At 49.3% G+C, this 26,404-nt stretch carries 23 protein-coding genes; 20 read left to right on the top strand and 3 right to left on the bottom strand.

Annotated features, from left to right (window positions below):
- The first annotated feature begins 28 nt into the window (after positions 1–28).
- From V2546_RS00765 to V2546_RS00730, 8 genes are all read left to right on the top strand, one after another.
- Positions 29–1,162 (top strand): amidohydrolase, encoded by a 1,134-nt coding sequence (locus V2546_RS00765; protein ID WP_329751295.1) that lies wholly within the window; start codon positions 29–31, stop codon positions 1,160–1,162.
- Positions 1,156–2,574: a TIGR00366 family protein gene (locus tag V2546_RS00760; RefSeq protein ID WP_329751294.1), complete on the top strand. Its 1,419-nt coding sequence runs from the start codon at positions 1,156–1,158 to the stop codon at positions 2,572–2,574. Before V2546_RS00765 ends, V2546_RS00760 begins: the two co-directional genes overlap by 7 nt.
- 333 nt (positions 2,575–2,907) lie before the next feature.
- The gene (locus tag V2546_RS00755) at positions 2,908–4,452 is read left to right on the top strand and encodes a DUF1538 domain-containing protein (RefSeq protein ID WP_329751293.1); all 1,545 of its coding nucleotides are present in this window, start codon (positions 2,908–2,910) and stop codon (positions 4,450–4,452) included.
- A gap of 8 nt (positions 4,453–4,460) precedes the next feature.
- Positions 4,461–5,150, top strand: coding sequence for a P-II family nitrogen regulator (locus V2546_RS00750; protein ID WP_329751292.1), 690 nt, complete (start codon positions 4,461–4,463; stop codon positions 5,148–5,150).
- Positions 5,151–5,469: 319 nt separating this feature from the next.
- Positions 5,470–5,634, top strand: a complete 165-nt coding sequence (locus tag V2546_RS00745) for a hypothetical protein (protein ID WP_252197386.1) — start codon at positions 5,470–5,472, stop codon at positions 5,632–5,634.
- Positions 5,618–6,832, top strand: a complete 1,215-nt coding sequence (locus V2546_RS00740; RefSeq protein WP_486463539.1) for an HlyC/CorC family transporter — start codon at positions 5,618–5,620, stop codon at positions 6,830–6,832. Before V2546_RS00745 ends, V2546_RS00740 begins: the two co-directional genes overlap by 17 nt.
- Before the next feature lie 332 nt (positions 6,833–7,164).
- Positions 7,165–8,292 (top strand): sodium ion-translocating decarboxylase subunit beta, encoded by a 1,128-nt coding sequence (locus V2546_RS00735; RefSeq protein WP_329751291.1) that lies wholly within the window; start codon positions 7,165–7,167, stop codon positions 8,290–8,292.
- 12 nt (positions 8,293–8,304) lie between these two features.
- Complete coding sequence (locus V2546_RS00730; protein WP_021904606.1) at positions 8,305–8,424, top strand: hypothetical protein; 120 nt, start codon at positions 8,305–8,307, stop codon at positions 8,422–8,424.
- On the opposite strand, the gene V2546_RS00725 is transcribed toward V2546_RS00730, so the two are convergent.
- The gene (locus V2546_RS00725) at positions 8,421–8,780 is read right to left on the bottom strand and encodes a TIGR04086 family membrane protein (protein WP_329751290.1); all 360 of its coding nucleotides are present in this window, start codon (positions 8,778–8,780) and stop codon (positions 8,421–8,423) included. The two genes, V2546_RS00730 and V2546_RS00725, sit on opposite strands and share 4 nt — an antisense overlap.
- 393 nt (positions 8,781–9,173) lie before the next feature.
- Between V2546_RS00725 and scfA the strand changes: the two genes are divergently transcribed.
- The 5 genes from scfA to yajC all read left to right on the top strand — a co-directional run bounded on the left by scfA (position 9,174) and on the right by yajC (position 14,846).
- Positions 9,174–9,320: a six-cysteine ranthipeptide SCIFF gene (scfA, locus tag V2546_RS00720; RefSeq protein WP_015553081.1), complete on the top strand. Its 147-nt coding sequence runs from the start codon at positions 9,174–9,176 to the stop codon at positions 9,318–9,320.
- 248 nt (positions 9,321–9,568) lie between these two features.
- Positions 9,569–10,975, top strand: coding sequence for a thioether cross-link-forming SCIFF peptide maturase (gene scfB / locus V2546_RS00715; protein ID WP_142412517.1), 1,407 nt, complete (start codon positions 9,569–9,571; stop codon positions 10,973–10,975).
- A 141-nt stretch (positions 10,976–11,116) separates the two neighbouring features.
- Positions 11,117–13,357: a protein translocase subunit SecD gene (gene secD, locus V2546_RS00710; RefSeq protein WP_329751289.1), complete on the top strand. Its 2,241-nt coding sequence runs from the start codon at positions 11,117–11,119 to the stop codon at positions 13,355–13,357.
- Positions 13,358–13,401: 44 nt separating this feature from the next.
- Positions 13,402–14,547, top strand: a complete 1,146-nt coding sequence (gene tgt, locus V2546_RS00705; RefSeq protein WP_015553084.1) for a tRNA guanosine(34) transglycosylase Tgt — start codon at positions 13,402–13,404, stop codon at positions 14,545–14,547.
- Positions 14,548–14,567: 20 nt separating this feature from the next.
- On the top strand, positions 14,568–14,846 hold the full coding sequence (gene yajC / locus V2546_RS00700) for a preprotein translocase subunit YajC (protein ID WP_015553085.1): 279 nt from the start codon (positions 14,568–14,570) through the stop codon (positions 14,844–14,846).
- Between the two features lie 84 nt (positions 14,847–14,930).
- Here the strand turns inward: yajC and V2546_RS00695 are convergent, their stop codons facing one another.
- Complete coding sequence (locus V2546_RS00695) at positions 14,931–16,025, bottom strand: putative ABC transporter permease (protein WP_329751288.1); 1,095 nt, start codon at positions 16,023–16,025, stop codon at positions 14,931–14,933.
- 217 nt (positions 16,026–16,242) lie between these two features.
- Positions 16,243–17,352, bottom strand: coding sequence for a DUF5722 domain-containing protein (locus tag V2546_RS00690; RefSeq protein WP_329751287.1), 1,110 nt, complete (start codon positions 17,350–17,352; stop codon positions 16,243–16,245).
- 652 nt (positions 17,353–18,004) lie between these two features.
- On the opposite strand from V2546_RS00690, the gene V2546_RS00685 reads away from it, so the two are divergent.
- From V2546_RS00685 to V2546_RS00655, 7 genes are all read left to right on the top strand, one after another.
- The gene (locus tag V2546_RS00685; RefSeq protein WP_215702619.1) at positions 18,005–19,108 is read left to right on the top strand and encodes a hypothetical protein; all 1,104 of its coding nucleotides are present in this window, start codon (positions 18,005–18,007) and stop codon (positions 19,106–19,108) included.
- A gap of 256 nt (positions 19,109–19,364) precedes the next feature.
- Positions 19,365–20,366 (top strand): rod shape-determining protein, encoded by a 1,002-nt coding sequence (gene mreB / locus V2546_RS00680; RefSeq protein ID WP_015553090.1) that lies wholly within the window; start codon positions 19,365–19,367, stop codon positions 20,364–20,366.
- A 2-nt stretch (positions 20,367–20,368) separates the two neighbouring features.
- A complete protein-coding gene (gene recD2, locus V2546_RS00675; protein WP_329751286.1) occupies positions 20,369–22,615 on the top strand; it encodes an SF1B family DNA helicase RecD2 in 2,247 nt (748 codons plus the stop codon).
- Entirely contained in the window at positions 22,612–23,322 is a 711-nt protein-coding gene (locus V2546_RS00670; protein WP_329751285.1) for a ComF family protein, read from the top strand. Before recD2 ends, V2546_RS00670 begins: the two co-directional genes overlap by 4 nt.
- A 160-nt stretch (positions 23,323–23,482) precedes the next feature.
- The gene (locus tag V2546_RS00665) at positions 23,483–24,406 is read left to right on the top strand and encodes a transporter substrate-binding domain-containing protein (RefSeq protein ID WP_329751284.1); all 924 of its coding nucleotides are present in this window, start codon (positions 23,483–23,485) and stop codon (positions 24,404–24,406) included.
- Between the two features lie 112 nt (positions 24,407–24,518).
- Positions 24,519–25,229 (top strand): amino acid ABC transporter permease, encoded by a 711-nt coding sequence (locus V2546_RS00660; RefSeq protein ID WP_021904616.1) that lies wholly within the window; start codon positions 24,519–24,521, stop codon positions 25,227–25,229.
- Positions 25,213–25,998 carry an amino acid ABC transporter ATP-binding protein gene (locus V2546_RS00655; protein WP_329751283.1) on the top strand — a complete coding sequence of 262 codons (786 nt, stop codon included), beginning with the start codon at positions 25,213–25,215 and terminating at the stop codon, positions 25,996–25,998. The genes V2546_RS00660 and V2546_RS00655 overlap by 17 nt, the downstream gene beginning before the upstream one ends.
- Positions 25,999–26,404: the final 406 nt, after the last annotated feature.

Here is a 26,404-nt window from a genome sequence, read left to right as displayed (position 1 = left end):
AAAAATATTATATTTAGAGGTAACATTGATGCTTATTAAAAACGGATATTTGTTTACTACTTGTACAAATGACTTTGAAAAATTGGATATTCGTATAGAAAATACGAAAATAACGGAAGTGGATTTCGATATTTCTCCAAAAGAAAATGAAGAAGTGATAGATGCGGCGGGAAAATATATAACGCCGGGTTTCATTGATGCTCACAGTCATATTTGTATCAGCGAAGAAGGTATGGGGGAAGTAGGCGATGATTGCTGCGATTACTCGGATGCTATTACCCCTCAGTTAGAAGTGCTGGACGGTCTGTATCCTTTTGACAGAGCGGTGGAACGATCTGTCCGGGCAGGGGTAACCTGTGCCTGTGTTTGTCCGGGCAGTGATGGCGTTATCGGAGGTGTTGCTTCGGTTATCCGGTTAACGGGTAAGATTGCAGATGAGATGATCGTGACCCGCAAGGCTGCTGTGAAAGGCAGCCTTGGGGAAAACCCGAAGGCAGCTAAGCATGGATTCGCTTCACGTATGGGTACTGCTTATCACTTACGTAAATGTCTGGAAGATACGAAGGAATATCTTTTTGAGAAGGAAGAAGCGGAAAAGAATGATGATCATTTTCGGTGTGATCCCGGCATGGAAAATATGGCTATGGTTCTGAGAAAAGAAATCCCGCTGCATATTCACGCTCACCGTTCGGATGATATCTGTACGGCGATCCGTATTGCCAAGGAGTACGATATCAGGATCGTTATAGTCCATTGCACAGATGGGATTGAGATTGCTGAATATATAGCAGCCAGCGGTTTTCCTGCGATTGTCGGTCCCAGCATGAACCCATGCAGCAAGCAGGAGGTTTGGAATAAGAGCTTTGAGACTGCCGGTGTCCTCAATAGGGCAGGTGTTAAAGTCTGCATCACTGCCGACCATGATGTAACACCGCTGTATTATTTACCTATTTATGCCGCTATGGCTGTTCGCTTTGGCATGGATGATGCAGAAGCATTGCGCGCAGTAACATCATATCCTGCAGAGATTTTGGGTATCGATGATCGAAAAGGTGCGCTTGTCAGCGGAAAAGATGCGGATCTCGTTATCTGGAGTCACCATCCATTTGATATTCATGCGAAAGCAGAACATGTTTTTATTGAAGGAAAACAGGAATGTTAAAAAAGCAAAGAAACTTGACTGAAAAGTGTAAAAAGTCATTTATCGGGTGGAAATTGCCTCATACATATGTAATTTTAACGATCATTTTACTGGTCGTAGTAGGATTGACGTATATCATTCCTGGAGGAGAATATGATCGGGTAATTGATTCAGCAAATGGAAAAACGATCGTATTACCTGAGAGTTTCCATTTTGTTGAAGGAAACCGCCCAGGCTTCTTTGATATTTTTCTTTCGGTGTCTCGTGGCTATGTAAGTGCTGCGGATATCTTGTTTCTTATTGTTTTTGCATATGGTTTTGTTTATGTGCTGAAAGACAACGGTACACTGGATGCTGCGGTGTCTGCGCTGCTCAAATTGATGGGGAAACGTACCGAATTATTGATACCTGTAGGAATGCTGTTGTTCGGCCTGCTTGGATCAACATTGGGTATATTTGAAGAAACCTATGGTCTTGTGCCGTTGTTTGCAAGCATAATGCTGGCATTAGGCTATGACAATCTTGTAGGAGGTGCCGTCGTTTATATTGGCGTAGCTACCGGATTTGCGGCAGCTATGACAAACCCGTTTTCAGTAGGAATTGCCCAGACCATCGCTGATGTACCGCTGAATTCCGGCGTTGCCTATCGCGCCGTGATTTTTGCAGTATTTGAAATGGTATCTATTTGGTATGTGATGCGCTATGCCAGAAAAGTAAAGCAGAATCCTGAACTTTCCGTTTTATATGGCTGTGATGAAGCGGAACAATCGGACAAAAAGCAGTATGATAAAGAGGTGAACTTTACATTTCGCCGCAAATTGTGTACGATTTTGTTTTTTGCTACGATAGGGATCCTGCTTTACGGAACGAGCATGCTTGGATGGTATATCGATGAGATATCTTCATTATTTTTAGCAATGATGGTAGTGGCGGGAGTCGTGGGAGGAAGCAGTCTGAATGAGATCTGTCTTACTTTTATTGAGTCAACTAAGAGTGTAGTATCCTCGATCCTTGTGATCGGATTTACCCGGGGTATTCTTATTGTCATGAAAGAAGCACTTATTTCTGATACAATTGTTTACTATCTTTCTTCTCTTTTAGATATCGGGAATCCCGTTATTTCTTCTATTGGAATGTTGTTTTTGCAGAGCATCATTAATATTTTCATTAATGGTTCCTCCAGTCAGGCTACGATCACTATGCCGATTATGGCACCTGTAGCTGACATTGTAGGCGTAAGCCGCCAGACAGCGGTATTGGCATATTGTTTTGGTGATGGCTTTTCGGACATGTTCTGGCCAACGAACTGTTCACTGGAATGCGGTCTGATGGGAATCCCTCTTGAGCGATGGTATAAATTTATTACACCGCTGTTTTTGATCATGACGATCCTGCAGGTATTTTTTATAGCATTGTCGGTTTACGTTTATTGATGTTCCCTGTGAGCAGGCGGGCAGGGAAAGTTCCGGGCTGTTTAACCGCCTGATCCCCTTTTTATAGTAAATTATCTGAACAAGTCCGCCTTTTTTTAGCGGAATCTTAACCTCTCAAAACATACTTTTCTCACAATTCCCATGTTATACTAAACATAATTCGCCGGTTACAGGATCGTGGCGCTGAAAGCCCGCATAGCCTGTAACGGCATCCCCTGTTCGTGAAATACCTGGCGGAGAGAACACGAATGTGGAAAGAAACCAAGTAACAGGGCGGATTTTGAGAGAATGGGAATGTCCGCCTCAAAAAGACAGGAGAGTGGAATATTGGGAATGACAAAAAAACTGCGGGAGAAGTGGAATGAGGCGCTGCAGGCGGTACTGCCGATCATCGCGATCGTGCTGGTGCTCTGCTTTGTGATCGCGCCCATCTCCTCCAGCATCCTGCTCTGTTTCCTTTTGGGAGCAGTCCTTTTGCTTGCGGGAATGATGCTTTTTACACTTGGCGCAGAGCTTGCCATGTCACCGATGGGCGAGCGAGTGGGAACGTGCCTGACGAAGAGCAGGAAGCTTCCGGTGGTGATCGGGCTGTCCTTTCTCTTAGGCTTCATCATTACGATCTCGGAGCCGGATCTTCAGGTTCTGGCGAATCAGGTTCCGGCTGTGCCGAACATGACGCTGATCTTGTCCGTAGCATGCGGAGTCGGCGCATTTCTTGTTGTGGCATTGCTGCGAATGCTGTTCTCCGTGGCACTTCCGCCGCTGCTGCTTGTCTTTTACGGCGTGGTGTTTGTACTGGCGATGTTCGTGCCGAAGGCTTTTTTAAGCGTGGCCTTTGACTCCGGCGGCGTTACGACGGGACCGATGACCGTGCCGTTTATCATGGCTCTCGGTGTCGGAATCTCTGCAACGCGAAGCGACCGCCACGCGGCGGACGACAGCTTCGGTCTCGTAGCGCTCTGCTCCATCGGACCGATCCTCGCAGTCATGATCTTAAGCATGATCTTCAAGGCGGACAGCAGCGCCTACACACCGCCGGTGATCCCGGAGATCGGTGATTCAAAAGAACTGTTCCTGCTCTTTGCGAGGGAACTTCCAGCCTACATGAAGGAGATCGCGGTCTCCTTACTGCCTATTATCTTATTTTTCATGATTTTCCAGATTTTCATGTTAAAATTAACAATAAGAAAATTAAAGAAGATCGCGATCGGTCTCGTCTATACATATGCGGGGCTGGTGCTTTTTCTTACGGGAGTGAACGTGGGCTTCATGCCGGCGGGAAATTATCTCGGACAGGTGCTTGCGAAGTCTGCCCACCCGCTGTTCCTTGTTCCCATCGCAATGATCATGGGATACTTCATCGTAAAGGCAGAGCCGGCCGTGTACGTTCTCAATAAACAGGTTGAGGAGATCACGGACGGAGCGATCTCCTCGAAGGCCATGGGAATGGGACTTTCCCTGGGTGTTGCGGTTTCTCTCGGACTTGCGATGGTGCGGGTACTTACAGGGATCTCGATCCTGTGGTTTCTCATTCCGGGATACGCGATCGCGTTGGGAATCTCGTTTTTTGTGCCGAAGATCTATACAGCAATCGCCTTCGACTCCGGCGGCGTGGCATCGGGACCGATGACGGCAGCGTTTCTGCTTCCGATGGCACAGGGAGCCTGCTCCGCTCTTGGAGGAAACATTGTCACAGATGCCTTCGGTGTGGTCGCGATGGTTGCCATGACACCGCTTATCACGATCCAGGTCATGGGGCTGGCTTCGAGAATAAGAGCGAAGCGCGGAGTGCAGGAAGGAATGTCCGCAGCTCATGGACAGTCCGGGGCATACGCGGCGTTTGAGCTGCTGGATGATGACGCGATTATTGAATTGTAGGAGGTTTTATGAGCGAATTATACTTGATGGCGACGATCAGCGACCGGAACCAGAGCCGGAGATTCCTTGCCTTCTATAAGGAATATGGGATTTCCGTCACATTCCTGACGTTAGGCCGGGGAACCGCGGCATCGGAGGTGCTGGACGCCTTCGGACTTGAGGCATCGGAAAAGGCCGTCCAGTTTGCAGTAGTGACGGCGTCGGAATGGAAAAAGGTAAAAAAGGGACTGGAACAGGAGATCAAGATCGATATTCCGGGAACGGGGATCGCCTTTGTGACTCCCCTGAGCAGCATCGGCGGAAAGCGGCAGCTTCGCTTTTTGACCGAGGACCGTGGATTTGAGAAAGAGGAGGAAAGCAGCTTGAAAGGAACAGACTACGAGCTTCTTGTAGTGATCGCAAATCAGGGCTATACGGATGTGATCATGGACGCGGCGCGAAAGGCCAACGCTACCGGCGGAACCGTGATCCATGCGAAGGGAACGGGAATGGAGAAGGCGGAAAAGTTTTTAGGCGTTTCCCTTGCTCAGGAGAAAGAGATGATCTTTATGGTCACGAAGACAAAGGATAAAAACGGCATCATGCAGAGCATCATGAAGGAAACCGGGATCGGAAGCAAGGCGGGGGCGATCGTCTTCTCTCTGCCGGTGACGGAGACGGCGGGGATGCGTCTGATCGAAAAGAATGAGGACGATTAAGCTCTGTCGCGCTGACCGCAGCAGATCACAGGCCTGAGGGAACGGTGCCATTAGTTACTTTTCATGGGTAGGAATTTTCTGAACTGAAAATTCCGTATGATACCGTTATGACCGCGGATTTTGCCGATTCGGAATGCGAAGCATCGGCAAAATCCAGTTACAGTGCGCGGGCATGGAGTGCCCGTGTACTGTAACTGCCATTAAAAAAACACCGCGGAAACGCCCCGAAACCATTGACACGGCATATAGAGTATTGTACAATCATTCGTAAATCTTCGACCGGTCCAGACACAGAGCGGAGCGTGCGGGGAGACAAATCATGGACGAAGCCCCGGAAGAAACCGAGCGGCGTCAAATTTATAAAGATTTAGGAGTTGATTTTTTTGGATTCAGGGCAAGCCCTGCAGGGACTGATCGTAATTGGACTTCTGGCGTTATCCGCGTTTTTCTCATCGGCGGAGACGGCAATGATGACGGTAAATAAGATCCGTGTGCGGAATCTCGCGGAGGCGGGACTCAGCCATGCCGTTGTGCTGGAGAAGATCTTAAGCAATCAGCCCAAAATGCTCAGCGCAATCTTAATAGGAAACAATATTGTCAATATTTCAGCGTCTTCTCTGATGACTGTGCTGGTCACAGACGTGCTTGGAAATAAATATGTCGGTATCGGAACCGGCGTTTTGACGCTGTTAGTCCTGATCTTTGGTGAGATCACACCGAAGACTTCCGCGACGATCTATTCCGAGACCCTGTCACTCAAGTTCGCGAAACCGATCTACCTGATCATGCAGGTCCTGACACCGCTGATCGTGGTCGTTGATGGCCTCTCCAAGGGCGTTTTAAAGATGATCCATGTGGATCCGAACAAGAAACAGGACGCGATCACAGAGGATGAGCTCCGCACGATCGTGGAGGTCAGCCACGAAGAGGGTGTGATCGAGTCAGACGAGAAGAAGATGATCTACAACGTGTTCGATTTTGGGGATTCTGTCGCGAAGGATATTATGGTTCCGCGTATCGATATGACATTCCTCGATGTGAATGCCAGCTATCAGGAGATCATGGATATTTTCCGACAGGAGAAGTATACGAGATATCCGGTCTATGAGGAGACGACGGACAATGTCATTGGCATCGTGAATATCAAGGACCTGTTCCTGATCCCGAAAGACAAGGAATTTAAGCTGCGGGATTACCTGCGTGAGCCGTATTACACCTACGAGTTTAAAAAGACGACGGAGCTTATGGTGGAACTCCGTAAGACCATGAACAGCGTTGCCATCGTTCTTGATGAGTATGGCGCGACGGCCGGGCTTATCACATTGGAGGATATGCTTGAGGAGATCGTCGGAGAGATCCGCGACGAGTACGATGCGGATGAGGAAGACAGCATCAGGAAGATCAATCCGAAGGAATATGTGATCGAGGGCGCTATGAAACTCGATGATCTCGACGACCAGCTTGGTCTGGATCTCAAGTCAGAAGATTACGACTCTGTCGGCGGCTATATTATCGGCCTCTTAGACCATCTTCCGCAGGCGGGGGAGGAAGTCACAAGCGGAAATCTCCGGTTTGTGGTGGATACGGTGGAGAGAAACCGGATTGACAAGGTGCATCTGTATATTCTGGATGCGCCGCAGAAGAGCGAAGAAAGTGAGCAGGAGAGCAAACCCGAACGGTGAAGTTACTGAACCGCGACAAAATTAGCGAAAAATGTACAGCTTTCAGTCTTGACAATTTTTTTCAAACCAATTAATATGAAACTATCCAAAAGGGGAGTAGTTGAAATGCACTGTCAACAATCGCGGCGGAAACGTCTGGTGGTGCATACCGGTAAAATGGTAACGAGACTTTTTGCAGAGAGAAATTTCTGCAGAAAGTCTTTTTTTGTTGCTCTGAGGATCCGAGAACGATCCGATATGGCGGCAAAAAAAGACGGTCTGTAAAATTTCATGGAATCCATTGGCAGGGAAAGAGAAAAACCTGCGCATACTATTTTCAAGGAGGAGTTTTTATGGACTTTTTATGGAGTGGATTACTATCGATCACCTGGCAGCAGGTCGTCATGTATGTGGTAGGGCTTTTACTGATCTACCTGGCAATTGAGAAAAATTATGAGCCGGCCCTTCTTCTGCCGATGGGCTTCGGTGCGATCCTTGTGAATCTCCCGGCCAGCGGTGTATTAAACCAGTTTATGGAGGGCGCCGGTGAGACTCATGGAATCATCCAGTGGCTCTTTGAATCCGGCATTGAGGCATCGGAAGCTTTTCCACTGCTGCTCTTTATCGGTATCGGAGCCATGATAGACTTTGGACCGCTGCTTTCGAACCCGAAGATGTTTCTCTTTGGTGCAGCGTCCCAGTTCGGCATCTTTTTTACGATCTTTATGGCATCGCTTCTCGGATTTGACATCAAGGACGCTGCCTCTATCGGAATCATCGGAGCGGCAGATGGTCCGACTTCGATCTTGGTATCTCAGGTGTTAAAGTCAAACTACATCGGAGCGATCGCGGTGGCGGCATATTCCTATATGGCACTTGTGCCGATCATCCAGCCGATGGCGATCAAAGCGGTTACGACAAAGAAAGAACGCATGATCCGCATGCCGTATGAGCCGGGAAAAGTAAGCCGGTTCACAAGAATCGCTTTTCCGATCATTGTAACATTTGTCGCAGGACTTGTCGCTCCGGCGTCTGTTGCTCTTGTAGGATTCCTGATGTTCGGAAATCTGATCCGTGAATGCGGCTGCTTAAACAGCCTTTCCGAAACAGCGCAGACGACACTCGCGAACCTGATCACACTTGTTCTCGGAATCACGATCTCTTTCTCCATGAAAGCGGATCAGTTCGTAAGCTTACAGACACTGATGATCATGGGACTTGGACTTTTCGCTTTTATTTTTGACTCCATCGGCGGCGTCGTGTTTGCGAAATTCTTAAATCTGTTCAGCAAGAACAAAGTGAACCCGATGGTCGGAGCAGCAGGAATCTCCGCATTCCCGATGTCTGCCCGTGTCATTGAGAAGATGGGAATTGCGGAGGACAAAACAAACCATCTTCTGATGCATGCTATCGGAGCGAACGTATCCGGTCAGGTCGCATCTGCAGTTGCCGGCGGAATCGTCCTTGGATTCTTTATGTAGGAGGTCTGGACTATGAATGTAAATACAATGCTTGCTTTAGGGATCATGTGGAAGGGAATGCTTGGAATCTTCGTTGTGATGGGGATCCTGGCGCTCGTTGTTTATCTCCTCACGAAGGTGGGAGACCGTTAGCTCACCATCCCGCCCGCCATTCCGCTCAATGTGCACATGGCGAGGACAGAGAGAAGTCTTTTGGTGTCTTCCGTGACACCGTCCTTCTGGGCGAGGGACATGAGATATAAAAACAGAAAATAGAGAGTTCCGAGGACCAGGCCCCAGAAAAAACGCCTGGTCCTCATTGTTTTTCCGGCGATCATGCCGCCGAAAAAGCAGGAGAGGACGTAGACGGCGCAGACGGCGACGTTTACCTGGTTTTCCGGGAGACGGAACTTAAAGAGGGCGAAGGAAAGCACCACCAGAAGAATGCCGGAGAGGATATAAGTTACGATCAGGGCGCGTACCATGCGCCATACCGGGTTTGTCTGCATGAGAAAGCTCCTTTCTTGAAGGATGTACTCCGGGAGTCTTTCCGGAACTCATAAAATCGGGAACAGAAAGATTCTGAGAGGACATCATGGTGTGGGCGTTTACTTTATACAGGATATGTGAGGAAAGGCCATGCATATGCATCGCGCGGCTGATCTTGTAACTGATGAGCCGATTTGGCTGAAAAAAGCACCCGGATATTTTTCCTTTGTGGTTGCCTGACACGATCAGGAAGCTGCCTGCGGCATGTTATGCGGATAAAAAATGGATATCCGTACCGGATTTTCCTGCATCACGGCAATAAAATCCGTTGCATAATAGAAAATCGTATGGTATAATTTCATTTAAATTCGGGGTATTATGCCCACGATAAGAGAACAGGAGGAAATGATACCATGAAGCATGTAAAAACTTTAAGTTCCAACACTTTAAAGAACAGCATGAAGAAGGGCGGCTGCGGCGAATGCCAGACATCCTGCCAGTCTGCATGCAAGACATCCTGCACAGTAGGAAACCAGAGCTGTGAAAACAGCAACCGCTAATGCGGGGCTTCGAATAAACGGAAGTTTTTAAAGAGACCCCTACGGTCGTATGATTGTAGGGGCTATTTCTTGTCTGATCAAAGAATCTGCCGGTGACGGGTTTCCCGGACAGCGATGCCGGGAAAGCCGCCACTGACAGACCGTAAAGGGCAGGTAAGAAAGAAGTCAGGAGACCACCAGATCGTGACTGTAACCGGGAAGAGACGGAACAGTCACCTGAAAATTAAGACAGTAGGAGAAAGTTAGCTTTGATACATCAGTATATAAATAATGGATACCATATTGTTTTGGACGTAAACAGTGGATCGGTTCATTCCGTGGATGCGCTGCTCTACGATGCCGTGGAGGTTCTCGCGAAGATCGTCCCGGATATGGAAAAACCGATGCCTCTCACGGATGACCAGAAAAAAGCAGTGAGAGAAGCATTGGTCTGTAAGTACTCTGCAGAAGATATTGAGGACGCGCTTTCCGATATTCAGGAGCTCATCGACGCGGAGGAGCTGTTCGCTGCGGATATTTACAAAGATTATGTGATCGATTTCAAGAAACGTCAGACGGTCGTGAAGGCACTCTGCCTTCATATTGCCCATGACTGCAACCTTGCCTGCAAGTACTGCTTCGCAGAGGAAGGCGAGTACCATGGACGCCGCGCCCTCATGAGCTTTGAGGTCGGAAAGAAGGCACTGGATTTCCTGATCGCAAACTCCGGAAACCGCATCAACCTTGAGGTTGATTTCTTCGGCGGCGAGCCGCTTATGAACTGGAACGTGGTAAAACAGCTTGTGGAATACGGACGTTCCCAGGAGAAGGAGCACAATAAGAAATTCCGTTTCACGCTGACAACAAACGGCGTACTCTTAAACGATGAGATCATGGAGTTCTGCAATAAAGAAATGAGCAACGTGGTCTTAAGCCTTGACGGACGTCCGGAGGTCAATGACCGGATGCGTCCGTTCAGAAATGGTAAGGGAAGCTACGAACTTATTGTTCCGAAATTCCAGAAATTCGCGAAATCACGCGGCGAGAAGGATTATTTCGTCCGCGGAACCTTCACAAGAAACAACCTGGATTTCGGAAACGATGTCCTCCACTATGCGGATCTCGGCTTTGAGAAGCTTTCTATGGAGCCGGTAGTTGCAGCTCCGGAAGAGCCGTACTCCATCCGTGAGGAAGATCTTCCGCAGATCATGGATGAGTATGACAGACTCGCAAAAGAGTTTGTAAAGCGTCAGAAAGAGGGAAGAGGATTCAAATTCTTCCACTTCATGCTTGATTTAAGTCAGGGACCGTGTGTTGCGAAACGTCTGTCCGGCTGCGGTTCAGGAACCGAGTATCTTGCGGTAACTCCGTGGGGAGACTTATATCCGTGCCACCAGTTCGTTGGAAATGAAGAGTTCCTGCTTGGAAACGTGGATACCGGCGTGGTCAACACGAAGGTGCGCGATGAATTCAAGCTCTGCAACGTATACGCGAAAGAAAAATGCAAAAACTGCTTTGCGAGATTCTACTGCAGCGGCGGATGCGCGGCAAATTCCTTCAACTTCCACGGCAGCATTACGGATGCCTACGATATCGGCTGCGAAATGCAGAAAAAACGTATCGAGTGTGCGATTATGATCCGTGCTGCTTTAGCGGAGGACGAGGAAAACAACTAAATCGATCATAGCGGTCAGGGGAAGAAAGCCCCGGACTGTTATTGTAAGGATGACGGAGGCGGTGATTACGGCAGACTCCGGAATCAAGAGGGACAAAAAGCCTTTTGAACCTCGAAATCATATCAAGAAGGAGATTTTATCATGAAGAGCAACAAAGGAAAGGGACTGCTCGGCCTCCTGGGACTGCTCGTTGTGCTCGGTATCTTCGGATTTTTCGGCTATGATACTCTTCAGAAGAGTAAGTTGGTCACCGATGAGAACGGGGTAACTTCCCAGAATGGCGGAATCAAGCTCGGTCTGGATCTGGCAGGCGGCGTCAGCATTACCTACCAGGCGAAGGAAGAGAATCCGAGCGCCGAGGATATGTCCGATACCCAGTACAAGCTGCAGCAGAGAGTACAGAACTACAGCTCTGAGGCAGAGGTTTACCAGGAAGGCGGAAACCGTATCAATGTTGATATTCCGGGTGTCACAGACGCGAACAAGATCCTGGAAGAGCTCGGTAAGCCGGGATCCTTACAGTTCTATGATGAGAACTGGAATGTTGTACTGGAAGGAACCGATGTAGCTTCTGCGAAAGCTGTGATCTATAAAGACCAGCAGACAGGAAACAATAACTATGAAGTAGCGCTTACATTTACGGATGAAGGTACTAAGAAATTCGCAGATGTGACTGCAGCGAACGTCGGCAAGAAGATCGCGATCGTTTACGATAATGTGATGTACTCTAACCCGACCGTACAGCAGGCGATCACAGGCGGACAGGCCTCTATCTCCGGCATGACTTCCTATGAAGAGGCTGAGAATCTTGCGTCCACGATCCGTATCGGTTCCCTTTCCCTGGAACTGGAGGAGCTCCGTTCCAACGTGGTAGGCGCGAAACTTGGTCAGGAAGCGATCACGACAAGCTTAAAGGCCGGCGCGATCGGTTTCGGAATCGTATGCGTATTCATGATCGTAGTTTACCTCGTCCCGGGTCTTGCGGCATCCCTTGCACTCTGCCTCTATGTGGCATTGATGCTGATCCTGCTCGCGGCCTTTGAGGTTACATTAACACTTCCGGGTATTGCCGGTATCATCCTTTCTATCGGTATGGCAGTTGATGCGAACGTCATCATCTTCACCCGTATCAAGGAGGAGATCGGTCTCGGAAAGACAGTTCATTCCGCGATCAAGACAGGTTTTGCGAAAGCGTTATCCGCCATCGTCGATGGTAACGTGACAACACTGATCGCAGCGGCTGTTCTTTACTGGAGAGGCTCCGGTACAGTTAAGGGATTCGCTACAACACTTGCCCTTGGTATCGTTCTTTCCATGTTCACAGCACTTTTCGTTACAAAGTTCACACTGAACACCCTGTATAACCTTGGCTTCCAGGATCAGAAGTTCTACGGCATCAGAAAAGAGAAGAAGGCGATCAACTTCCTCGGAAAGAGAAATATCTGCTTTATCATCTCAGCTGTCATGATCCTCGCAGGTGTTGCAGGAATGGTAATGAACAAGTCCTCCATCGGAAACGCGTTCAATTACTCCCTTGACTTCCAGGGCGGTACCTCCACAAGCGTGACCTTCAATGAGGACATGTCCCTGGAGAGAATCTCAAGCGAGGTCGTTCCGGTAGTCGAATCCATCACAAACAGTGCGGATACGCAGACACAGAAGGTTGCCGGAACAAACGAGGTGATCATCAAGACAAGAACCTTAAGCGTGGAAGAGCGTCAGGCATTAGACGAGGCACTTGTTGAGAACTTCGGTGTTGATGAGTCAAAGATCACCGCAGAGAGCATCTCCGGTGCGGTAAGTGCTGAGATGAAGCGCGACGCGGTTATGGCTACAGCGATCGCTACCGTATTTATGCTTCTCTATATCTGGGTACGATTCAAGGATATCCGTTTCGCTGCAAGTGCTGTTTTAGCTCTTGTCCATGACGTATTGGTTGTAGTTGCATGCTATGCCCTCGCAAAGTGGTCCGTTGGTTCCACAGCGATCGCCTGCCTGCTTACTATCGTCGGATACTCTATCAACGCGACGATCGTTATCTTCGACCGTATCCGTGAGAACATCAAGCTCATGGGACCGAAGGCATCCACTGTTGATATTGTAAATACAAGTATCACCCAGACCTTCACACGAAGCATCAATACATCCCTGACGACCTTTGTCATGGTATTTGTTCTGTTCATCATGGGCGTATCCTCCATCCGTGAGTTCGCACTCCCGTTAATGGCAGGTATCATTTGTGGTACCTACTCTTCCGTATGCCTGACAGGCGCTATGTGGTATGTTATGACTACAAAGAAGCAGAAGAAGGACGCAGCTGAAAAACAGGCAAAGAAGGATGCTGAGAAGGCAGCAAAGGAAGCGAAGAAATCCGGAAAATAGCCGGAAGAGTGTTGCTCCGAAAATAACGATAAGGCAAGAAAAATATGAAATATAAGATTCTGGCAAAAGACGGACGTGCCAAACGGGCTGACGTAGAGACAGTCCACGGCACGATCCACACGCCGGTATTCATGAATGTAGGAACTGTCGCCGCGATCAAGGGCGCTGTGTCCACCGATGACCTTCGCGGGATCGGGACACAGGTGGAGCTTTCCAACACCTACCATCTTCATGTCCGGACCGGCGACAAGCTGATCAAGGAGCTCGGCGGTCTCCACAGGTTTATGAACTGGGATCGTCCGATCCTCACCGATTCCGGCGGATTTCAGGTATTTTCCCTCGCCGGACTCAGAAAGATCAAGGAAGAGGGCGTCTACTTCAACTCCCACATCGATGGTCATAAGATCTTCATGGGACCGGAGGAGAGCATGCAGATCCAGTCAAACCTTGGTTCCACCATCGCGATGGCATTCGATGAGTGCGCTCCACATCCGTGTACCAGAGAATACATGGAGAATTCTGTCGCGAGAACTACAAGATGGCTGGCGAGATGTCAGGCGGAGATGGCGAGATTAAATTCCCTGCCGGATACCGTCAATAAGGAACAGCTTCTGTTCGGCATCAATCAGGGCGGAACCTTCGAGGATATCCGGATCGCGCATGCAGATACGATCTCGAAGATGAACTGCGACGGCTACGCGGTCGGCGGACTTGCGGTCGGTGAGAGCCATGAGGAGATGTACCGCATCCTCGATGCGGTGGTTCCGCATCTCCCGGAAGAGAAACCGACTTACCTGATGGGCGTCGGAACCCCGGCGAACATCCTTGAGGCGGTGGACCGCGGCGTTGATTTCTTCGACTGCGTTTACCCGACAAGAAATGGCCGTCATGGTCATGTATATACAAACCACGGAAAGATTAACCTGTTTAATGAGCAGTTTTCAAAGGATATGCGCCCCATCGAAGAGGGATGCCAGTGTCCGGCCTGCCGCTCATACAGCAGGGCCTATATCCGCCATCTCCTGAAGGCAAAAGAGATGCTCGGAATGCGCTTATGCGTGCTCCACAATCTTTACTTCTACAACACGATGATGACGGAGATCAGGGAAGCTATCGAGAACCACTGTTATGCCGAGTACAAAGAGAAAAAGTTGGAGGGCGTGACAGGGAACTATAAAGACAAGGTATAAGAAAAGGAGGTGCAACGGATATGACTAACAGCCCGGCATTTTGGATTGGATATATTGTTTTAATCTTTGCTTTCATGTACTTCATTGCGATCAGACCGCAGCAGAAGGAAAAGAAAAAAATGCAGGAACTGATGGCAAGCATCGCAGTCGGTGACAGCGTGCTGACATCCAGCGGATTCTACGGAGTGATCATTGATATGACAGACGATACCGTTATCGTTGAGTTTGGCAACAATAAGAACTGCCGTATCCCGATGCAGAAACAGGCGATCGTTCAGGTTGAAAAACCGGAGGCGTAAGACCTGAAAAACAGAAAAAAGAGGTTCATTTCCGATTATCTGGAGATGAACCTCTTTTTTATGCTCGGAAGAAATTTCCGTTTTCTACTGTGGCGTTGCGTTTCTTCCTTCGGCCTCAAAGTATTTCTTTAATTCTTCAAATTCCCGTGCATATTTCGTGGAAACAGCGGTTGGGTTGGAACGGATTCTTTCTTTGCGGAAACGGCGGCGTTCCTTTCGGAGTGCAGCGAGGCGGGACTCCCGTTCCTTTAACATTTCGGCAAGCTGTTCCGCAGATTTTCCGCGGAGTGCTTCCAGATGGATTCCGGTAAGGTCTTTCAGACTGTCGAGCTTTCCTCCAGCCTTTGCCTTTAATTCCTCAAGGCTGACATTGGAGAGATCGCGGATGGAACCTGCGGCGGATCCGGCTTTTTCGCGAATCATGGACATGCCAGCAGCTGGTTTTTCCTTGATGGCTCCCAGCTTTGTACCGGCTTTTTCCCGGAGTTCTTCCATACTCATTCCGGTGAGGGCTGCAGCCTGAACTTTCTTTGCCTCGATCTGATCCAGCAGTTCTTCTTTGGCGGCCTGTAAGCGGTCTTCAGTATTCATCTTGAGGAGCGCACGCTGTACCTGAAGATTGTCAAGTTCCGCACGGAGCTTCTGCATAGCTTCCAGGGACTTTCCGAAGGCAAGCGCTTCCTTCGTGCAGACGATGGAATCGTAAACAAAGAGCACAGTCACAAAAAATACAAAAAACAGATCCCAGTAGAGCGGCATCGCGAGGACGGCCCGCGCAATAGGCTTATGGATCAGGTGTGTCATAAAGATCGTCAGAAATCCCCAGGCGATGGAGGAGCTGAGACAGATATAACCGTGAATATTAAAGGGCTGGTTGCTGTAATCCCAGTAGCGGACTTTGAAAAGACGCTCCATCACATATCCGGTCACGTACTCCAGAGCCGTGGCACCGATAACGCCGGAGATATAGGTGAGGATCAGGCTGTCCTGAAACGGGAGAGATACCCATAACATCATCACCGCGCCGCTCCCGTATAACGGCAGCATCGGCAGCCGCAGAAAGCCGCGGTTCACGAATTGCTTCTGTTTTAAGGAAACATAGGTGGACTCGAAGATCCATCCAAAGAAACAGTATAGATAAAAAAACGTAAGCCATTGATACCAGGTGTAAGTGTACATAGATCTCCTCTCGGTTGTAAATTCAGATTATCCATATCATACGACAGAAACGGGGAAATAACAAGGTGCAACGGGAGAACGGATATGGAAAAAGCAAACAGATGTGAAAACAGCCGCCCTGGATATGACCGGGACGGCTGTTTTGTCAATTGATTTATTGTAAAAGTATCTGGCTGTCTGCTGTATCTTTAATACGGACGGTTGAGCAATGGGGAAATTACTGAAGATTTTTATATACCTCAAAACTTGGCTTTTTATTTCCGTTTACATCAATGAGACCGAATGCATAATGGGCTCCGAGAAGTCCCTGCTCATCCTTCATACGGTTCAGCAGGAAGGCTTCCACATACGGATTTGCCCTTGCGGTCTCGTAAGCTTCCTTGATGCACTGGGCCTGCAGATCGAGGCACTGACCGCCGTGGGCCGGGGAATCTGATGTGAATCCCTGCTCGGAGAGGATCAGGTGACGGACTTTTCCGGTCGGGGAGAGCATGTCTGCCTGCTGCATATAGTCGGTCAGAACGTGGAGGTTCTTCAGGTTGATAATATAAGTATCTGCTTTCTCCAGCGTATAGATATCATCGGTGAAGACCGGATCCTCGAAAGTCTCCGGGTATGCATGCCATGCGATGCCGTAGTCAGTATCTTCCAGGCGGCTGTTTAACCGCGGGATCATGTCCATAGCGCCGTACTTGAAGCCCTCGACCTGTCCGCAGTTCCAGCGGAAGTCAAACGGGATATAAACATTTGCCAGCTTGTTGGAACCTTTGATGGTGTCGTACCAGGTGCGGAATCCGGTAGAGTAGTTGGAACAGTAGGTGTCAATATCCATCTGTCCGATATAGTTCCACGTCTGGCCGTCATTGACTTCGTTGCCGATGACCCAGTTGGAGACACAATCCTTGAATGCCTCTGTGACGCGCTTTGCGGCATCTCTTATGGACTGGACGCCTGCATCGTTTAAAGTGTTGAATGCGTAGTAGTTTGCACCGGTTGGCTGGGAGACCGGAAGAAGAGACGGGCTGTAGCTCGCTGCCGCCCAGTCGTTTAAGACGATCAGCGTCACGGTGACACCCGCCTGGTCAAGCTTTGTGTAGAGATCCTGGCAGACAGATAACTGGCTGCTGAATGCCCAGGACATCGGAAAGTTTAAAACGACCTGAGAAGCACCGACCTCGAGAACGTCCGGAATCTGGGCGTGCTCATTGATCAGAACGCCCTTGATGGACTTTGGAGTCCGATAGTGGTCGGCGTAGGCCGGAACAGTCATGGAAAAACAGAGTGCAGCAGATAATGCGGCTGCAGCGATACGTTTAAGCGATTTCATAATAATTCCCCCCTCGTGTAATGAACCGCAGTGCAGAGACAACACCGGTGAACAGCGTCCTGCATCCGGGTAATGTTATTACATTTACTATACCGTGAGATGGAATGAAAGTCAATGGAATGGGAAGCGTCGATAGAAGCGTGAAAAAATGCGGAGATCATGGGCAAAAAAATAGGAACCGCAGCCGTTCCTGCAGTCCCTAAGGGGAGTATGGAAAGTATCAATTTTTTTAGGGGGACCTGCCGAAGTCGCCTCCGACAGGTATGAGTATGAAAAAGCTTTGTGTGTTCAAGTGTAATACTTGAAACAAAGGCAGGTTATCCTTTCGGATAACGTAATTGTATTATAGAGGCAAAATGTGTCTAAAATGTGAGTAAAAAATTAAAAGAAAGTAAATTTACTTAACGATTTAGAAAGAATTATGTCGAAAACAGTCGATAGATTCCGTGACACGGATTTACCAGAGATGTGCCGCAATTTTGCCGAAGTTTAACAGGAAATTTGAACATAAATCATTCATAAATTTCTGGTATAATATGGAATAATATAAGGGACGAAGGTTGAAGATCCGATGCAGTTTTCAGCAGGAGGATTTTTAAGCTACTGACCTGATAAATCTGAATATCCATGACAGGAAAACGGGAGGTTCACAATGAAGAAAGAAAAAATAGTTGCAATACCGGCAGCACTTCTTATGACTGCCCTGCTGGCATTCCCGGCAATGGCATCGGAAAAGATCGAGGAGGTCACGATCGATATCAATGCAGTCCTGACGGATTCGGACAACCTGGAAGTGGAGGCGGATGTGTCAGATGACGGCTGCTATGTGGATGAGATCTCCATTACCAACGAGCCGAACGGAGACTGGAATGATGATACGAAGCCGAAGGTTAAGATTACGATCGGTGCCGAGAGTGACTACGCGTTTTCGTCCGGACTGAGCAAATCAGATGTATATCTTGGAAATGATGAACAGAAGGTGACATCGGTGACAAGAAGTACATCAAAATTGTATGTATATGTGACACTTCAGCAGATCTCGGATATTGATTCGGAGTATGATGATGAAGATTATGATCTGGATGTCTATGATCTCTCCTGGGACGACAGCTATGGCGGAGTTGCATATTGGGAAGGAACAGAATATGCAAAGAAATATCAGGTTCGTTTATACCGCGACGGGGACAGCGTAGGTTCCGCATACACGACGACAAATAACTATTATAATTTCTGCGGATCATTCACAAAAGAAGGCAGTTATACATTTAAAGTCAAGGCAATCCGCGGAAGTGATGAGAGCAGCTGGAAAGAGTCTGAGCCGAAGGATGTAGACCGGGGCGGAGCCGCTGCGATCTATGCGAACCGGAACGCGGCGTCTGCGTACTATGGAAACGGTACTTCCGGTTCGGGGAGCCAGACAAGCGGAAGTACGACCGGTTCAGCGAATGGCGCATGGCTCCGCGACAGCAATGGCTGGTGGTGGTGCAATCCGGATAAGACATATCCGGTCGCAAACTGGAAGCAGATCAACAATGTCTGGTACTATTTTAACCAGTCCGGATATATGGTGGAGAACCAGTGGATCCTGAATAATAACCAGTGGTATTACTGCGGAGCCGGCGGCGCGATGGTGAAGAACCAGTGGGTACAGACGAACGGGACATGGTACTATTGCGGAACTGACGGCGCGATGCTTACGAGCCGGATGATCGACGGAAAGTATTATGTTGATAAGAACGGCGTGTGGGTACAGTAAAAAATTTCAAAAACCCCTTTAAAAACAAATGCCTTTCGTATATAATAAAGACTGATATTTCGCGCCCTGTATGTGCGGTCACTTTCGTGACCGGAAATACTGCGAGATCATGAAAGCTGCAGAAATATGCAGTACAATGCAGGATATATTTTGCGGGGACAGGGTTTTCTGATAGAGAGAAGCGAGGCGCGTCCTGTATCGGACGCGGAAATAGATTCAGGAGATTTTCAGTTAGAAAGACAGGAGGAAGACGACAATGATGATGTCAAACGACATTGGAATTGACTTGGGTACCGCCAGCATCCTTGTTTATATTAAAGGAAAAGGCGTTGTTTTAAAGGAACCGTCCGTAGTAGCACTGGACAGGGAAACAAATAAAGTAATTACTTTCGGTGAGGAGGCGCGTCTGATGATCGGACGTACTCCGGGTAATATCGTAGCGGTAAGACCGCTGAGAAAAGGTGTTATTTCCGATTATACCGTAACCGAGAAGATGTTAAAATATTTCATCAACAAAGCGGTCGGAAAGAGAACCTTGAGAAAACCGCGTATCGCAGTCTGCATCCCGAGCGGTGCAACGGAAGTTGAGAGAAAGGCCGTAGAGGATGCGACTTACCAGGCAGGTGCCCGTGAGGTCTGCATTATCGAAGAGCCGGTTGCAGCAGCAATCGGTGCCGGAATTGATATCTCCAAGGCATGCGGAAATATGATCGTAGATATCGGAGGCGGTACTGCGGATATCGCAGTCATCTCTCTCGGCGGTACTGTAGTCAGCACCTCGATCAAGACGGCCGGAGATGACTTCGATGAAGCCCTTGTCCGCTATATGAGAAAGAAACACAATCTTCTGATCGGTGAGAGAACCGCTGAGGAGATCAAGATCAATATCGGCGCAGCTTACCGCCGTCCGGAGCTTGTGACGATGGAAGTCCGCGGAAGAAACCTTGTGACAGGTCTTCCGAAGACGATCGTTGTTACATCCGACGAGACACTTGAGGCGTTAAGAGAGCCGGCGATGCAGATCGTAGACGCTGTACACAATGTATTGGAACGTACCCCACCGGAGCTCGCGGCCGATATCTTCGACCGCGGAATCGTTCTTACCGGCGGTGGATCCCTGATCTCTGGACTTGATGCCCTGATCGAGGAGAAGACCGGAATCACGACAATGATCGCGGAGGAGCCGCTTACAGCGGTTGCGATCGGAACCGGTAAGTTTATCGAGTTCGCACACGGCGGAAAAGGCGCAGAAAAATAAAAATGGCAACTGTAACAGGCTATGTGGAAAGAATCAAATACCGCAATGAGGATAACGGTTATTCGGTCTTAAGCGTGGCGGACGGGGGAGAAGAATATATCCTCGTCGGCACATTTCCCTACATCAGCGAGGGAGAGCGGATCGAGGCGACGGGCCGGATGGTGGAACACTCCATCTACGGTGAACAGCTTGCGGTGGAGAGCTATGAGATAAAGGCTCCCGAGGACACACTGGCAATTGAACGGTATCTCGGCTCCGGTGCTATCAAAGGCATCGGAGCTGCTTTAGCTAAAAGGATCGTAAAGAAGTTCAAGGCGGACACCTTCCGGATCATGGAGGAGGAGCCGGAACGTCTCGCTGAGGTCAAGGGCGTCAGCGAGCGCATGGCGATGGAGATCAGCAGCCAGGTGGAGGAAAAACGGGATATGCGTCAGGCGATGGTCTTCCTCCAGCAGTACGGGATTTCCATGAACCTTGCGGTGAAGATCTACCAGCATTACGGTCCGAAGATGTACTCGGTCATCCAGGAAAATCCTTATCAGCTCGCGGATGATATCCAGGGCGTAGGCTTTAAGATCGCGGATGAGATCGCGGCGAAAGTCGGTATCTTTACGGATTCCGATTACCGGATCCGCAGCGGACTCTTCTATGCACTGCTCCAGGCGACGGGAAACGGCCATACATATCTGCCGGAGGAGGAGCTGTTTGCCAACGCATCAGCGCTCTTAAATGTGGAACCGGAGCACATGGAAAAACACCTGGTGGATCTCCAGATGGAGAAGAAGCTGGTGGTGAAGGAGAAGGACGGAAAGCGGATCATCTATCCGGCACAGTTCTACTATATGGAACTCAATACGGCGAGAATGCTGCATGATCTGAATATCCACTCGAAGATCAATGAGGAGGACGTGAAAAAACGGCTCAAAAAGATCACGGAGGCGGAGAAGATCGAGCTGGATGAGCTCCAGGAGCAGGCGGTGATGGAGGCGGTGAGCAATGGTCTCCTTATTATCACCGGAGGACCTGGAACTGGTAAAACAACGACGATCAACACGATTATCCACTATTTTGACCAGGAAGATATGGAGATCCTTCTGGCGGCCCCGACGGGGCGTGCGGCAAAGCGCATGACGGAGGCGACCGGATATGAGGCAAAGACGATCCATCGCCTTCTGGAGCTGACCGGGGCGCCTGTCGCGGATCCGAAAAATAACGGGAATTCCGGAGAAAACCGGCTGGAGGGCATGCATTTTGAGCGGAACGAGGAAAATCCTCTCGACGCGGATGTGATCATCATCGATGAAATGTCCATGGTGGATATCAGCCTGATCCACTCGCTCTTAAAGGCGGTGAATGTAGGAACGAGGCTGATCCTTGTGGGCGATGTAAACCAGCTTCCGAGCGTCGGACCGGGAAATGTTCTGCGGGATATGATCGCGTCTGAGGCGTTCCCTGTCGTAAAACTTACAAAGATCTTCCGCCAGGCGGCCCAGAGTGACATTATTGTCAATGCCCATAAGATCAATGACGGCGAGGTGGTTCCCTTAAATAAGAAGAGCCGTGATTTCCTTTTTATTCGCCGTGACTATCCGGCGGACATCGTGAAGGATATGATGGTCCTTGTACAGGATAAGCTGCCGAACTACGTCCATGCGGAGATGTCGGATATCCAGATCATGACGCCGATGCGGAAAGGTGCTCTCGGAGTGGAGGCATTAAATAAGCAGCTTCAGGAGAAGTTTAACCCGCCTGCGCCGAATAAGCAGGAGAAAGAGTCCGGCGGGACGATCTTCCGTGTGGGCGATAAGGTCATGCAGATCAAGAACAATTATCAGATCGAGTGGGAAGTACGCAACCGCTACGGAATCCCGGTGGATAAGGGTGAAGGCGTTTTCAACGGGGATACGGGGATCATCCGCTCCATCAACAGCTTCGCGGAGACGATGGAGGTAGAGTTTGATGAGCGCCGGATGGTGGAGTACAGCTTTAAGCAGTTGGAGGAGCTGGAGCTTGCCTACGCGATCACGATCCACAAATCCCAGGGAAGCGAATATCCGGCAGTGGTGATCCCGGTCCATTCAGGACCGCGGATGCTGATGACGAGAAATCTGATCTACACGGCGGTTACGAGGGCGAAAGCCTGCGTCTGCCTCGTGGGAATCCCGGAGGTGTTCCAGGCGATGGTGGATAATGAGGTGGAGCAGAAACGGTATTCGGGGCTGAAAGATCGGATTCTGGAGATAACATGAAATTCAATAAAATTCTTGATGTTCTATATCCCCGCCGCTGTCCTGTATGCGGGGATATCACAGGCGGCTTCGGGCGGATGATCTGCCCGGACTGCCTTCGAAAACTTTCGTTTGTAAAATCGCCGGTATGTAAAAAATGTGGAAAAGAGATTGAAGACGGGAGTCTGGAGTTCTGTCCGGACTGCATGCGCCATCCGCGTGCCTTTGAGTATGGGATCGCCTTATTAAATTACGATGAGGCGGCGAGGCATTCCATGGCGCAGATCAAGTACAATAATAAGAGAGAGTACCTGGATTTTTACGGGACAGCTCTGGCGGCACGGTACGGACGAACAATCCGCCGGATGCAGGCAGATGCCCTGGTCCCGGTGCCGGTCCATGCCACGAGGAAAAAGACCCGGGGATTCAATCAGGCAGAGATCCTGGCACGGGTCATCGGAAAGAAGCTGGGGATTCCGGTGATACCGGAAATGCTGGTGAGAAATAAGAAGACGTTGCCGCAGAAGGATCTTTCGGCAGCGGAGCGGCTTAAGAACCTTTCCGGTGCCTTTGCGGCGGGGGAGATCCCGGAGGGGATCAGGAGTGTGATCCTTGTGGACGACATTTATACAACGGGCAGTACCATCGAGGCGTGCGCGAGAGCCCTGCGGGCATCGGGGATCAGCCGGATCTATTTCGTTGTGATCTGCATGACCGGGGGCCGATAGGACAGGGAAAAGTGATATGCATACAGGTTATAGAATGAGAGGGGCTGCATAAATATGCAAAAACATATGCATAAACGCTTGCTTTTTGTATAGGCCTGTGGTATAGTGGGTTCCATCGAAAAAGTTGCAAATTCGTATTGGGTTAGAGGAGGAAAATATTATGAAAAAGGCGATTGCATTATGTTTGACCGCTGCAATGGCGGCATCACTTCTTACAGGCTGCGGCAGCAAGACTACAGAGACAACGGCAGCAGCAGAGAACAAGACAGAGACAACAGCAGGTGAGGCTGCGGCAGAAAAGAAAGATGAGGCAGCAGGAGTTGTTAAAGTGATCGAATATGATCTTACAGATGAGCAGTATGCATTCGGCGTGGATAAAGACCAGCCGGAGCTGCTTGAGCAGGTAAATGCATTTATCGCAAAGATCCAGGAGGACGGAACCTTCAATGAGATCTGCGATAAGTATTTCAGCGACGGTGAGCCGGCTGCAGTAGAGTCCGCAGAGTATGATGCTTCCAAGGATCAGCTTGTTGTTGCGACAAACGCATCCTTTGAGCCGTTTGAGTATGTTGACGGTGACAGCTACAAGGGAATCGATATGGAAATCGCAGCTTTGTTCGCACAGGAGCTTGGCAAGGAGCTTGTAATTGAAAACATGGACTTTGATGCAGTATGCTTATCTGTTGGTCAGCACAAATGCGACATCGCAATGGCCGGCTTAACGATCAACGAGGAGAGAGAAGAATATGTGACTTTCTCCGATCCGTATTATAAAGCATCCCAGAGACTGGTTACACTGGCAGATGATACGGCTTTTGATGCTTGCAAGGATGCAGCTTCCGTAGAAGAGGTTCTTAAGGGCTTAAGCGCGAGCGACAAGATTGGCGGACAGCAGGGAACCACAGCACAGTACTTTGTTGAGGGCAGTGATGACTGGGGCTTTGAAGGACTTCCGGCAGAGTGGGTACCGTATAAGAGTGCATCTCTTGCAGTTCAGGATATGATCAACGGCAACGTGAAGTACGTGATCATTGATGCGGCTCCGGCAGAAAGCATCACAAAGGCGATCAACGCAATGCAGTAAAAATATTGGAAACACCGGTCAGAAAAGCGGGGGCAGGATACGGTTCGCTCCCGCTTTTTGACTGTATTGGAACATGGCAGGAAACGCTGTGTTTTTGCTATCTGGAGGTATTATGGGAAACTTCGGGAACAAATGGAACAAGTTTGTACAGATATTTATTGAGAAAAACGGTTACGTCAAAGTTGTGCAGGGTCTGCAGAATACGCTTCTGATCGCGGTAGTCGGCATGATTATCGGTGTTTTGATCGGTACCATCATCGCGACGGTCCGCGTCCTGCCGAAATATAAGACACTTCCGCGGGCGCTGAACGCGGTTTGCAGCTTCTACGTAGGTCTCTTTCGCGGAACCCCGATGGTCGTGCAGCTTCTGATCTTCTACTACGTTATGCTGCCCCTTATGGGGATCAAGCTGCCGGGTGTCCGTGTTGCCATGGTGGTCTTTGGATTGAACAGCGGCGCGTATATTTCCGAGATCATGCGAAGCGGTATCCAGTCCGTTGATCCGGGACAGCTTGAGGCGGGACGTGCAGTCGGTCTTGGCTTTGGTCCGGCGATGATCCGGATCGTGATCCCGCAGGCAGTGAAGAATATTCTTCCGACTCTGGGCAATGAGTTTATTGCCCTGATCAAGGAAACCTCCGTTGTCAGCTTTGTCGGCGCGGCGGATCTTTATGTTGCCTTCAACTATATCGGAAGCAACAGCTACGAGTTCATGGTCCCGTATCTTGTCATGGCGGCGATCTACATCGTTCTCGTGCTGGTGATCTCAATTCTTGTTAAACTGATGGAAAGGAGCCTGAAGAAGAGTGATAGACGTCATTGATCTGAAAAAAACATTTGGTGATCTGGAAGTCCTGAAGGGAATCAATGTGACCATCAATAAAGGTGACATCGTTGTAGTCATCGGTCCGTCCGGCTCCGGAAAAAGTACATTTTTAAGATGTTTGAACTGTATGGAGGATCCGACCTCCGGCAGCATCATTTTTAACGGCGTAGATATCGCCGATATGCGCGTGGACATCAATATCCATCGTCGCCATATGGGGATGGTATTCCAGCATTTCAACCTGTTCAACAACATGACGGTGATCGAGAATATCATGATGGCACCGGTCTATGTACGCTGTAAAGAGTTAAAGAAGGCAAAGAGAAACGGAACGCTGGCACCTGATGCGCCGAAGACAAAGGCGGAGATCAAAGCACAGGCGAGAGCGGAAGCTCTGGAACTGTTACGCCGCATCGGTCTTGAGGATAAAGCAGACGTTTACCCGTCCACGCTTTCCGGCGGACAGAAGCAGCGTGTGGCCATCGTCCGCGCTCTGGCGATGAAACCGGATGTGATCCTCTTTGACGAGCCGACGAGTGCCCTTGACCCGGAGATGGTAGGTGAGGTACTGGATCTCATGAAGGAGCTTGCGAACGAGGGAATGACCATGGTCGTTGTCACCCACGAGATGGGCTTTGCGAGAGAGGTTGCAAACCGCGTGCTGTTTATGGATCAGGGAAAAATTCTCGAAGAAGCTCCACCGGAAGAGTTCTTCGCGCATCCGAAGAATGAGAGAACAAAGGAATTTTTATCAAAGGTATTGTAGATTTCAGAAGGCTTCCTGCTTTCCAATGTGTGGAAACAGGAAGTCTTTTTTTGTGTAATAGGAAATTCTGAGGAATTCCCTATTACACAAAAAAGGCACTAACGTGCCAATGATGCGCACTCGCGCGAAGATGTAGCTTGTCGCAAGCGACCGCGCGAGGCGCGAGAATGTGCCAAGGCACATTCTTTTTTACACACCCGCGCGAAGATGCGGATTGCCGCAGGCTGCTGCGCCTGGCGGGAGAATGTGCCAGAGTGTATTTTTGTCTGCACCAGTGGGAGACGCCTGAGTGTGGCAGGATATATCTTTTTTATAAAAAAATCCGTGGAAAGACCGTGTTCTTAAAGGAAATACTTGACGAGCCGAAATTCTTATGGTATGATATTCGGGCGAATGGAAGATATAG

The organism is Clostridium sp. CM74B_53, assembly GCF_036318045.1.
In the GTDB taxonomy this organism is placed as follows: domain Bacteria; phylum Bacillota; class Clostridia; order Lachnospirales; family Lachnospiraceae; genus Pilosibacter.
This window is presented reverse-complemented; position numbering and strand designations above follow the sequence as displayed.

Excerpts from the sequence above, each read along its gene's own strand:
- V2546_RS00765 (WP_329751295.1), top strand. The coding sequence starts at position 29 with ATGCTTATTAAAAACGGATATTTGTTTACTACTTGTACAAATGACTTT.
- V2546_RS00760 (WP_329751294.1), top strand. The coding sequence starts at position 1,156 with ATGTTAAAAAAGCAAAGAAACTTGACTGAAAAGTGTAAAAAGTCATTT.
- V2546_RS00755 (WP_329751293.1), top strand. The coding sequence starts at position 2,908 with ATGACAAAAAAACTGCGGGAGAAGTGGAATGAGGCGCTGCAGGCGGTA.
- V2546_RS00750 (WP_329751292.1), top strand. The coding sequence starts at position 4,461 with ATGAGCGAATTATACTTGATGGCGACGATCAGCGACCGGAACCAGAGC.
- V2546_RS00745 (WP_252197386.1), top strand. The coding sequence starts at position 5,470 with ATGGACGAAGCCCCGGAAGAAACCGAGCGGCGTCAAATTTATAAAGAT.
- V2546_RS00740 (WP_486463539.1), top strand. The coding sequence starts at position 5,618 with ATGATGACGGTAAATAAGATCCGTGTGCGGAATCTCGCGGAGGCGGGA.
- V2546_RS00735 (WP_329751291.1), top strand. The coding sequence starts at position 7,165 with ATGGACTTTTTATGGAGTGGATTACTATCGATCACCTGGCAGCAGGTC.
- V2546_RS00730 (WP_021904606.1), top strand. The coding sequence starts at position 8,305 with ATGAATGTAAATACAATGCTTGCTTTAGGGATCATGTGGAAGGGAATG.
- V2546_RS00725 (WP_329751290.1), bottom strand. The coding sequence starts at position 8,780 with ATGCAGACAAACCCGGTATGGCGCATGGTACGCGCCCTGATCGTAACT.
- scfA (WP_015553081.1), top strand. The coding sequence starts at position 9,174 with ATGAAGCATGTAAAAACTTTAAGTTCCAACACTTTAAAGAACAGCATG.
- secD (WP_329751289.1), top strand. The coding sequence starts at position 11,117 with ATGAAGAGCAACAAAGGAAAGGGACTGCTCGGCCTCCTGGGACTGCTC.
- tgt (WP_015553084.1), top strand. The coding sequence starts at position 13,402 with ATGAAATATAAGATTCTGGCAAAAGACGGACGTGCCAAACGGGCTGAC.
- yajC (WP_015553085.1), top strand. The coding sequence starts at position 14,568 with ATGACTAACAGCCCGGCATTTTGGATTGGATATATTGTTTTAATCTTT.
- V2546_RS00695 (WP_329751288.1), bottom strand. The coding sequence starts at position 16,025 with ATGTACACTTACACCTGGTATCAATGGCTTACGTTTTTTTATCTATAC.
- V2546_RS00690 (WP_329751287.1), bottom strand. The coding sequence starts at position 17,352 with ATGAAATCGCTTAAACGTATCGCTGCAGCCGCATTATCTGCTGCACTC.
- V2546_RS00685 (WP_215702619.1), top strand. The coding sequence starts at position 18,005 with ATGAAGAAAGAAAAAATAGTTGCAATACCGGCAGCACTTCTTATGACT.
- mreB (WP_015553090.1), top strand. The coding sequence starts at position 19,365 with ATGATGATGTCAAACGACATTGGAATTGACTTGGGTACCGCCAGCATC.
- recD2 (WP_329751286.1), top strand. The coding sequence starts at position 20,369 with ATGGCAACTGTAACAGGCTATGTGGAAAGAATCAAATACCGCAATGAG.
- V2546_RS00670 (WP_329751285.1), top strand. The coding sequence starts at position 22,612 with ATGAAATTCAATAAAATTCTTGATGTTCTATATCCCCGCCGCTGTCCT.
- V2546_RS00665 (WP_329751284.1), top strand. The coding sequence starts at position 23,483 with ATGAAAAAGGCGATTGCATTATGTTTGACCGCTGCAATGGCGGCATCA.
- V2546_RS00660 (WP_021904616.1), top strand. The coding sequence starts at position 24,519 with ATGGGAAACTTCGGGAACAAATGGAACAAGTTTGTACAGATATTTATT.